The sequence below is a fragment of the Bradyrhizobium sp. CCBAU 11361 genome (assembly GCF_028128935.1).
GTDB classification, from domain to species: domain Bacteria; phylum Pseudomonadota; class Alphaproteobacteria; order Rhizobiales; family Xanthobacteraceae; genus Bradyrhizobium; species Bradyrhizobium niftali.
Genome location: NZ_LBJZ01000121.1, coordinates 1 through 9,175 on the forward strand (window position 1 = coordinate 1; position 9,175 = coordinate 9,175).

Below are 9,175 nucleotides of genomic sequence, written 5' to 3' on the forward strand. Positions count from 1 at the left end.
TTCGCCACGAGCTCTCTCCTGTGTAGAGATTCGAGCTATCAACTAATGTGACGAACTTGCGTTCCAGATGACTAGTATCTCGCTCCACATGGCCGGGAAAAAATAGCACCTGCAACTTGGTCGCACAATCCAAAATTGTACGCCAATTGGGCCCGCCAGCGTAACCGGCGGGCATGAGCCTGGCGATCGAACCTTCGCTGAAGGCCGTGCGGCACATCACCGTTACATCGTTGGTGGGTTCAAGGCCTTGAGACCCGCCGCTTTCAACGCGTCGGTTGAGAGCTGTCCATGTGCCGCAGCATCGAGCAGCTTCGAGGCAACGTACGCTCTGGCGCCCGTCTCGCTTACAGGAATATTTTCGCAAACTTCCTCGAGCACCGCCCTGAGCAGCGCAGTCATTTCAGCATTAAACACACCTAACTCCCGAAATTGAGAGGATGCTGAACGCTGCACAATCGGAGTATATTCGCTCGGCAGAGTTCGCCGGGTATTCCGGTCTGGGCTCTGAAATCCCAGCACCTGCCAAACTGGCACCTGTCTGTCAAAGTAATGTGACAGCTTCCCCGCCGATCTGGTGGTCCGGCCCGCCAAGCGGAGAGCCCTCAGTCCGACGTCCAGCCGTCCCATCGCAGCCGACTCCGGCGCCGAGATCTCGTCTGCGCTACAAGCCTTCATCGCCGCTAACGCCACAAAGCGCTTCGACATGCAGCTAGCGCTGCCCTGGCGGGGTCGGCCTGATGTCCAACGAGGAAAGGCCCCTGGCCGCCCGGTGCAATGGCCACGACGTGCGCCAACTGTGACGATCGCGGCTGGGTTTGCGAGAACCATCAGGACCGTCCCTGGGACGACCCGCGCGCCTGCACCTGTGGCGGCGCTGGCGCGCCCTGCCCGGCCTGCAACGTTACCGACGAAGGTAAAGTGCCGCGCATGCCGAAGGCTTTCGGGTGGAGGTCGACAAGGACGGCTGGCGGCACTGAAATGCCTTGTGAGCGGCCCCAAGCGCCTTCGGGGCTGGAGGCGAGACGCCGGGACCGCCACGACGCACCGGCTCAAGGCTGGGCGCCGCCGACATTCTCCGCCCCTCGATTCATCGCTGGCCCTAACAAATGTTGAGTGTCCCAGATTAACTTTGTGAGCTTCCTCCGTTGCCCCCTGTGCAACGCTACCAGCGTTCCTTCGCCGAACAGCGCCGACGAAATATTCTTGAAACAATCGGCTGCTTTCATCTCCTTAACCGGGCGCGACGTTTGTATCCCCGTTCAATTTTCACTTCCCCGGGGCTGGCTTTGCTCGAACCTATTTTTTTGACCGGCGTTGATAAACTTTGGACAGGGCTGCCCCCAGAAGGCGGCCCTTTCTTCTAGGGGCTTCACATCCTATTTGCGGCCTATATGTACCGCGTTCGAATTCTGCCTGCCGACCGCCGCCAAGGTGGTGCCGGCCGGCCCGACTGGATTCACGAGATCAAGTATGACGGCTACCGCTTGCGCGTCGAGCGCAACGGCAACACCGTTCGGCTGTTCACCCGCAACGGCCACGACTGGACCAGGCGATTTCCCTGGATCGTCGAGGCCGCACTGAAGAACCGCGAGCAGCAATTCGTCATCGACGGCGAGGCCGTGGTGGTCGGTGTCGATGGCGTCTCCGACTTCAACGCCCTGCACTCGCGCCGGCACGACAACGAGGTGCAGCTCTACGCTTTCGACGTCCTCGCGCTCGGCGGCGAAGATCTGCGCCAATTGCCGCTGAGGCTGCGCAAGACCAACCTGGCGCGGCTGCTACGCGGTCGGCCGGATGGCATGTTCGTCGCGCCCTTCGAGCCGGGGGAGATCGGCACCGAGCTGCTGGGCGCCGCCTGCCCCTGAGCCTCGAGGGCCTGGTCTCGAAACGGCGCGACGGACGCTATAGCGCCCGCCGTTCGAAGGACTGGATCAAGGTCAAGAACCGGACGCACCCGGCGATGGACCGAGAGTTTTGAGGACATGAAGCACACGATCACATCGTCGCTGCCATCGGAACACGTTCAAGCAACGCTCTACAGTTTCACGACGTCAGCAATCCATGTTCGCGCATCTCGTCGTCGCGATTGGCGGAACACCGCGGCATGGGCAACGGCGTCCTCCGTTAGGTGTGTGCTATGGCGCTGATTTCGACCAATTGTTGAGGCGATGCCAGCTCGGTCACGCCGATCAGCGTGGCGGCCGGCCGATGGCCCGCCAAATATTCCTTGAAGACGCGCACGCTGGCTTCAAAGTGCTCCTGCGGTTTGATCAAATATATCTCGATGTACGCCAAATTCGATTTTTTGACTCCGAAGCCCGCAAGCACCCGATCGAGATTGTCCAACGTCAGCCGGGTCTGAGCCTCGATATTGCCATCGACGAATGCGTTCTGATCATGGGAAAACTGCCCGGAAATATAGATGGTGTTGTTGACCTGATAGCCCTGAGTGACGCTGTTGCCTGCTTCCCACGCGACACCGTGGTCGAAGATCTTTGCTTTGCTAATCATATCAGTTTTCCTTGTCGTTTGTGGTGGATGCGCGATGCCGTGCGCAGGCTGCTAGGCCAAACTAAATAGGTATCCTGCGACATTGCGGCGGCCTTGATGCATATAGACGTTTGATTGGCGAATGGCGGGCGACACACAAGCGAAGCCATGGCCGCACTCAAAGTTGGGGGCATCTCATGCTGCGCGGGCATTTGAACGATATCTTCATCTTCATGGCCGTCGTCGACGCTGGAAGCTTTGTTGCCGGGGGGCGGGCAATGGGAATGTCCCGCTCAGCCGCGGCCAAAGCCGTGATGCGCCTCGAGGATCGGATCGGCGCTCGTCTCCTGAACCGCACGACGCGAACACTTAGCGTGACGGACGAGGGCCGCGTGTTCTACGAACGCGGGCTGCAGGTTCTCGCGTCCGTCGAAGAGGCGGAGGCGAGCATGGCCAGGAATGGCGGTACGCCGCGCGGGATATTGCGGCTCACCGTTCCGGATGCCTTCGGCCGGGTCGTGGTTCTGCCACTGATAGAGAAGTATGTCGCGACATGGCCGGAACTCCAGGTCGAGGTAAGTTTCACCGATCGTCTGACCGACATTGTCGAGGAAGGTTTCGATCTGGCGATCCGGATTGGCACGACGATGCCCGATACGCGCCTTGTCTCTCGGGTGGTGGCCAGTTATGGCGCGATACTTTGCGCCTCGCCGGCCTATCTCAGCAATCACGGTGAGCCGCAAACAATCGATGATCTCGCAGCCCACGACGGCTTGATCTTCAGCAGCCGCAATCAAAGGCAGGGCTGGCGCCTGCGAACGGAAGGCGGCCCTTGGATCAAGGCGCCGGTTCGTAGCCGACTGCGGTTCGATAGCGCAGAAGCCCTCCGACATTGCGCTGTGGCCGGCCTCGGCATTGCGCTTCTTCCCGACTTCTTGATCGCCAATGACTTGGGTGCAGGCCGCCTGCGGAAGATTCTGCCCGGCTTCAAGGCTGACCAGGTCAAGATCGTTACGATTTATCCCAACAAGCGTCTGCTGGAAGCTCGCGTTCGCCGTTTCATCGATCTGGTGGTTGAGCAGCTTGGAAGCTGATTCCTTCAACCAGTTTCATCTTGGGCGATGGAGCCACGCAAAACAGTTTGACCACTTTATTGATGCAAGACCACTCACCACCTGATCGACGAACCTCTTGCTACGCACGGCCGGACCATACATAAGGGTCAAACTCGGAAGTCGGCGGGTCCGTCGTGGAGGGTCTGCTTGTGAGCGGACATCACCGGCTCCGCGGTTCAGGTCCGCGAAGGGCCAAACCCCGACGAAAGCCGTCCGTTAGCGCTCGAAATTTACGATGCTCCCGCCGGCTTGTCTTGCGGTTTTTCGGGCTCTCCATTCGGTAGGACAGCATCAATCATGCGCTTCAGCGCATCCAGCGAACAGGGCTTGATGAGGACAGGCATTCCTTCAAATCCGTCGGGCACGCCTACGCTGCCGTAACCACTCAGGAAGAAGAGGGGCAGCCCTCGGCTCTTTACTACCTCGGCAACTGGATGCACGTTGGTGCCCTGCAAATTGATATCGAGGATCGCGAGATCATAGCCCTCAATTTCTGCCAGGGATCGCGCCTCCTCTATACTTCCCGCTTCGGCGATTACCCTATGCCCGAGCTCCTCAACCATGTCGACAAGCATCATTCGAATGAGCGCTTCATCCTCGACAAGAAATATCGATGCTTGCGTCATGTCTTGCCTCAAGCCTTGCTTGAACCGGCAACCGGGAGCCCGTTGAGGAGATGTGAGACCGCAGTTGTAAGCTGCGCCGGTGCAAAGGGCTTCTGAAGCATTATGCTGTGGGGAACGCCTTGCGCAGGCCATTCATGGGCTGCGATGCCCGATATGTAGACCACAGGAAAATTGGGATCGATATCGCGCGCAACCCGCGCGACCTCCCAGCCACTGAACCTTCCCAGGAGATTGATGTCAGTAACGAGGGCACGGTATGCGACGAGCCGGCCCTTGAGCAGCGTCACCGCCTCCTCGCCAGACTTGGCGATGGCCACCTCGAAGCCCCCTTCGCTCAATGCATCCTCGACGATGCCTTGGATCGCATCGTCGTCTTCGATTACCAGAACTGTCGGAAGTATTTCGGTCAAAGTCTCCCCCGGGCACACGAGCGCCGAGCGTTACAAAGTGCACACAAGGCAAAAGTTCCTAAGCTATCGGGAAAAATCGACACTCCGAGACGAGTTCGGCGCGCTATTAATTCTTGGCCTTAGCTTTTTGCCGGAGGAAGCTGACCTCCAGCTCTTCGCCGTTTACTCGGTCGAGCTGACAAGCGCCGATAGGCAAGTCCGGTGGAAGAAAGCAGAAGAAAGAACTCCTTGAGGGTCAATCCCTCGATGGAGGTCTCAACTTGAAGTTTCGCCCCGGCGTCCGAAACGTCCTTAAGCGTGCAGGCGCGGCGCCAAGTGCCGTCGATGGCCATCATTTGCGCGGGCACTGGATGCTCGAATGAGACCCGGCGGCTTTCTTGCTCTTTCTCTTTAGGCATTGGGTAAACCGAACCTACCCCGCGGTCTTATCCCCCAACCAACTAAGAGGTCGTAACCACGCTCGGGAAATTTGGCAATTAACCCGAACCGCTCTAGCCTAGAATCGAAGCCGGCTCCCGGCTGCTCTTTGCCATTCAAGCAAGCGCGAAGTGCTGTCGCCTCGTGGCGCAACGCACAATGTGTCGCTGCCTTTTCGCTTCACATGTTATGTGGAGCTATGTCGCCTTTAACCTCTCAACGACAAACCAAGTTAGACTTACTTCCGTGGCTCGGTCACGACCTTGGTTGATCCGTCCGGCGCTGCCTGCATTCCCGGTGGGCTTTGACCTTGCGGGCTTTCCGGCGGCGCGCCACCCGATTTCGTATCAATCGGTCCGGTCCAACCTTGTGGCTGCAATTGACCTTTTTCTTCTGGTGCCGAGCGTCCAGTCGCCATGTCCCTGGGATCGGTCTGTGCTGTCGCAAATCCGCACGACAACGCCCAGCCAACCGCCGTTATCAGAATGATCCGCATTGCGAGACTCCACTTGGCTGATCGAACCAACAGGCTGGTCCCGCTTCAGTTCCGTATTGTGCCGTGCAAGCGATCAAACCTGCCCGCAAACGATGTCCGAGTTGGTCAAAAGCAGCGGTGGACGCCAGTTGGATCGGCGTCCGGTTTGCCCCCTGATAGTCGACATACGCGCTCAATCGACCGTCGGCTAAGGGCCATCAACGGACATCGTCCGCTGGCCGGGCACTTCTGAAAAAGCCAACCGCGGACCTGGCTAAAGCCCCAACTGACTGCAGCAGTCTTGAAGTAAGAAAACCAGAGAAGTTGTCTGGAATGTTTTTGCACTCTGCAACCTGCTGCGCAGGTTCTGAGCAATGTCAAGCAGCGCCGGATTGCTTTTCACGAAACGCTTGGCTTCGTTGACGGCGGATATTGCGCCGACGGCGAACCGGCCGCGCACGCTGAGCGGGATGAAACTGTCAAAGATCGGCTCGTAGTCCGGGCAGACCAGCAGCTTGTAGTCGTTCGAGCCAATGCCAAAGTCGAAGGCGCGATAGCGACCGGCAAAATGATCGATGACATAGCGCATGAGAATCAGGCCAGGGCTAAACTTCGCTTTCCGCGACATGGTATAGGTGTTGAACATCGTCGAGAAGCGGTGGTCGTCGGCCACACCGGCGAAGATCGCGAGCACCTCCTCGTCGCATTCGAGCGCATGGATCTCGATCGCGCGGCCGCCGTCGGCTAGCTTTGTCATGCAGGCGCCGCGGATGAAGTCCTGCACGCCCGGTTCGGCGAACACGCATGGCAGCTTCTGCTGCGCCATTCGTTGCGGCTTGACCTGGAAGAACCAGTCGAGCAGACGGGTGATGTCGACGTCATCAGACGCGATGTAATAGCGGTAGCCGGCAAGCGGCTGCAGCTTGCGCTCCTTGCGCTGCAGCCGGCGGCGGAGAGATTCGCTGATCAGGGTCACCGTTGTCGCGCCCGGCTCGATCGTTCGCACCGGGCAGTGGACGGTCGAGGCCTCATGAGGCAGCAGCCTCAAGGGGTTTTGCAGGTCGCGCCAGAAAGTCGGCTGGCGGCGCAGCGCGAGCACGTCGGCTTCGTCGCGCGCGGCGAGCATCGCCGTCAGCGAGTGGAGATCGTGTTCGGTAGCGGTCGCCGCGAATTCGCGCTGCCACAGGCCCATGTTGAAGGTTGAGTGGGTACCTCCCATGAAGCTCGCGCAGCGCACGCCGAAGGCTGTTTGCAAGGCAAGCGGCAGCAACCCAAGCGGCCGGCCATCGTCGTCACGGGCGATCACGAGGAAGGGGGAAAGCCCCGCGCGCTGCCCGACCCGACGCTGCCAAGCGGCGAGGAAATCGAACCGCTGATAGGGCGTGGCAGAATGGTTCGGGCTCTCAAGACTGCGCCAGACCGCTTCGGCAGCAGCGAGGTCTTGGACGATATCGACCGAAGCGACGCGCCTTGATCGCGAGCAGATATTGGCTTGCGTCGTCCGGCTTCCGCTCGCGATCGCGATCTTGCGGGGGCCGTCCCATAACTCCACGGCCAGCCCGTAGCTGGCGAGGTGCGTGGCGCGTTCCTTTGCAGCTTCGTCATTTTGCGACGCCAGGTGCGCGCGGCTGATGATGTGGCCTTCGTTGTCGAGCATGAATACCCTGTAGTTATGGTGTACCGATGCACGCCAATTGCTCATTTGAGCCCACCCAGAAGTCGCCGCGCATCCCTCGTCAGCGGCTCGCCCATAGTGTTGCGGGCGTCTCTATTCGGGGTGGAAAATTAGAGCTACCTCAGTCGGGAAAAAGAGGTAATGGAACTCAACTTCAACTCGCCGCTGCGTGGTTTAGCGGCGCAAGCCACACGTTACCCAGGCGGCGCAAAAGCAGACATCGTGGGATGTCCGAGTTGGGTCAAAAGCAGCGGTGGACGCCAAGTTGGATCGGCGCCCGGTTTGCCCCTGACAACCGACGTGACACGCGCTCAATGACCTTCGTCTAAGGGCCGATATTGTTGCAAAAGTCGATTTTCGCCGATGACCAGAATTCTGCGGGCCGTGGGCGCGACTTTCGCGTACAAGATGCGAGGGACCTCACGGCCTCGCGCAAAATTCACAGGCGACTTCGGTAACGCGATTGAGGTCATACGAATCAGCGATCGCTCGCTGCTTAGTGTTTTCGCGAAAAATCTTGAGCCCTGCAACTTTCGACTTTTGCAACACAATCGGCCAGTTGCAGACGTCAAACCATTTTACTCCGGCCGCATTTTGTCAATCAAGCGTTTGTCTTTAGCTTCCGTGTTTCTTGGATAGCTCTGTTCTTCGATACAGGCCTGCCGCAATTTGTCCCCATTGTAGCAAAGGCTCCGTTGATCGCCGCTGGTGGGGCACGCTCGCGGAAGGATTTCTAGAGATCCCCTCTTAGGATTTTCCTGCCCGCCGCGGTCTGGGACATCGCATCCTTGCAGGGATCTCTCAACTCAGCCATGTGCAATTTTATGCAGGCCCTGATACCGCCGGTGCCCGGCACAATACCGGCGCACAGCTTCGCAACGTCGGCCTTGCACACCTTTCCGGCCACGGCAACCGTGAGCAAGCGTTCCTCGCAGGCTGGTGACAGGTCGGTCAAATGCGACTTTATGCAGGACTTGATCCTGCCTTCGCCGGGCTGAATGCCGGCGCACAGTGTCTTGATATCGTTGGCGCAGGGCTTGCCCGCTTGCTGTGCCACGGCGGCAGAGCCTGACCAAAGCAGCGCTGTCAATATAACAAGCCCGGATCGCATTCCTGCCATCTTAGATTCCTCTGGGATACAAAAAGGGCAGATTGGGGATGATATCCGAAAGTCGGCCGCAAGGCGATTCGTTCCGGAGGACGGATCAGCGTAGTCGGCTATCTGGGCGGGACGGAGGGCCGCGTCAATCCGCTCGACGTCTTCCGCAAGCAGGCCATGGGTCAAACTGGGAAGTCCGGGCGCTCAGCCGGCAGGTCAGCTTTGCCCCCAACTCCAGACAAGCCGCTGCATCGGACTAACTGAGGCGATGGGCCAACAACGGACTCATGCATCGCAAAAATGGCATTGATTACTCGCGCCAATCCTTAGACCATCAGCTTCCATGACCAATAGACACCTATCGCCATCTGGACGGCGAAAGCAGTGAAGCGGAGACTTACTGCTATCGGGCTGGTCGATGTGAGATGGACAATTGACTGCACGATCCTTGCGCCAAGAAACCAAAACGCCAGAGGGTCCGTACTTTCTGTTCTTGAGGTCATGATCGCAATTGCCAACAAGCCGCCGAAAATCGGTAGACCTTCGATGCAATTGGCATGAGCGCGGGCGAGGCGCTGCATGAAGGGCGATAGTCCAGAATTATCTGGCGTGAACGCGTTGGCCGCGACCTTTCCCGTCACGACGAGATACGTTCGGATAGTTTCCATCACCACCAGCAGAAGGAGCGCCCACGAGACGAAGCCTGTCAGTGCGTAGCCCGTGTTGGACATGTCACCTCCCACGTTATTCCTGCCTTTGTTTATTGTAGGCGACCTTTTCCGGACAAAACAAATTCAGGACTGGTTGAACGCGCTGGGCTTAAATCAGTGGTCAGACGTGAGACTGACGAAATCCTCTCCTCGTCCGT

The 9,175-nt window shown here is 58.8% G+C and carries 11 protein-coding genes and 1 pseudogene; 2 read left to right on the forward strand and 10 right to left on the reverse strand.

Translation table 11 applies throughout. The features are described 5' to 3' along the window. The coding region (locus XI08_RS10555; RefSeq protein ID WP_271574355.1) for a hypothetical protein at window positions 1-217 on the reverse strand (217 nt) is incomplete at its 3' end. Window positions 218-222: 5 nt separating this feature from the next. Beyond that, the gene (locus XI08_RS46230; RefSeq protein WP_249793071.1) at window positions 223-705 is read right to left on the reverse strand and encodes a hypothetical protein; all 483 of its coding nucleotides are present in this window, start codon (window positions 703-705) and stop codon (window positions 223-225) included. Between the two features lie 686 nt (window positions 706-1,391). On the opposite strand from XI08_RS46230, the gene XI08_RS10565 reads away from it, so the two are divergent. After that, window positions 1,392-1,865 carry an ATP-dependent DNA ligase gene (locus XI08_RS10565; protein WP_333927155.1) on the forward strand — a complete coding sequence of 158 codons (474 nt, stop codon included), beginning with the start codon at window positions 1,392-1,394 and terminating at the stop codon, window positions 1,863-1,865. Window positions 1,866-2,124: 259 nt separating this feature from the next. On the opposite strand, the gene XI08_RS10570 is transcribed toward XI08_RS10565, so the two are convergent. Then, a complete protein-coding gene (locus tag XI08_RS10570) occupies window positions 2,125-2,511 on the reverse strand; it encodes a RidA family protein (RefSeq protein ID WP_271574356.1) in 387 nt (128 codons plus the stop codon). Window positions 2,512-2,687: 176 nt separating this feature from the next. On the opposite strand from XI08_RS10570, the gene XI08_RS10575 reads away from it, so the two are divergent. Continuing rightward, window positions 2,688-3,584, forward strand: coding sequence for a LysR family transcriptional regulator (locus XI08_RS10575; protein ID WP_271574357.1), 897 nt, complete (start codon window positions 2,688-2,690; stop codon window positions 3,582-3,584). A gap of 251 nt (window positions 3,585-3,835) precedes the next feature. Here the strand turns inward: XI08_RS10575 and XI08_RS10580 are convergent, their stop codons facing one another. The 7 genes and pseudogenes from XI08_RS10580 to XI08_RS10610 form a co-directional block, all read right to left on the reverse strand. Continuing rightward, entirely contained in the window at window positions 3,836-4,231 is a 396-nt protein-coding gene (locus XI08_RS10580; protein WP_271574358.1) for a response regulator, read from the reverse strand. A gap of 8 nt (window positions 4,232-4,239) precedes the next feature. Beyond that, entirely contained in the window at window positions 4,240-4,641 is a 402-nt protein-coding gene (locus XI08_RS10585) for a response regulator (RefSeq protein ID WP_271574359.1), read from the reverse strand. A 106-nt stretch (window positions 4,642-4,747) separates the two neighbouring features. Continuing rightward, a pseudogene (locus XI08_RS10590) lies at window positions 4,748-5,039 on the reverse strand (hypothetical protein). Window positions 5,040-5,296: 257 nt separating this feature from the next. Then, a complete protein-coding gene (locus XI08_RS10595; protein ID WP_271574360.1) occupies window positions 5,297-5,554 on the reverse strand; it encodes a hypothetical protein in 258 nt (85 codons plus the stop codon). A 253-nt stretch (window positions 5,555-5,807) separates the two neighbouring features. After that, window positions 5,808-7,190, reverse strand: a complete 1,383-nt coding sequence (locus tag XI08_RS10600; RefSeq protein WP_271574361.1) for a GNAT family N-acetyltransferase — start codon at window positions 7,188-7,190, stop codon at window positions 5,808-5,810. A 751-nt stretch (window positions 7,191-7,941) separates the two neighbouring features. Continuing rightward, entirely contained in the window at window positions 7,942-8,328 is a 387-nt protein-coding gene (locus XI08_RS10605) for a cysteine rich repeat-containing protein (protein ID WP_129557623.1), read from the reverse strand. Between the two features lie 305 nt (window positions 8,329-8,633). Then, on the reverse strand, window positions 8,634-9,038 hold the full coding sequence (locus XI08_RS10610) for an MAPEG family protein (protein WP_271574362.1): 405 nt from the start codon (window positions 9,036-9,038) through the stop codon (window positions 8,634-8,636). Between the last annotated feature and the right edge of the window lie 137 nt (window positions 9,039-9,175).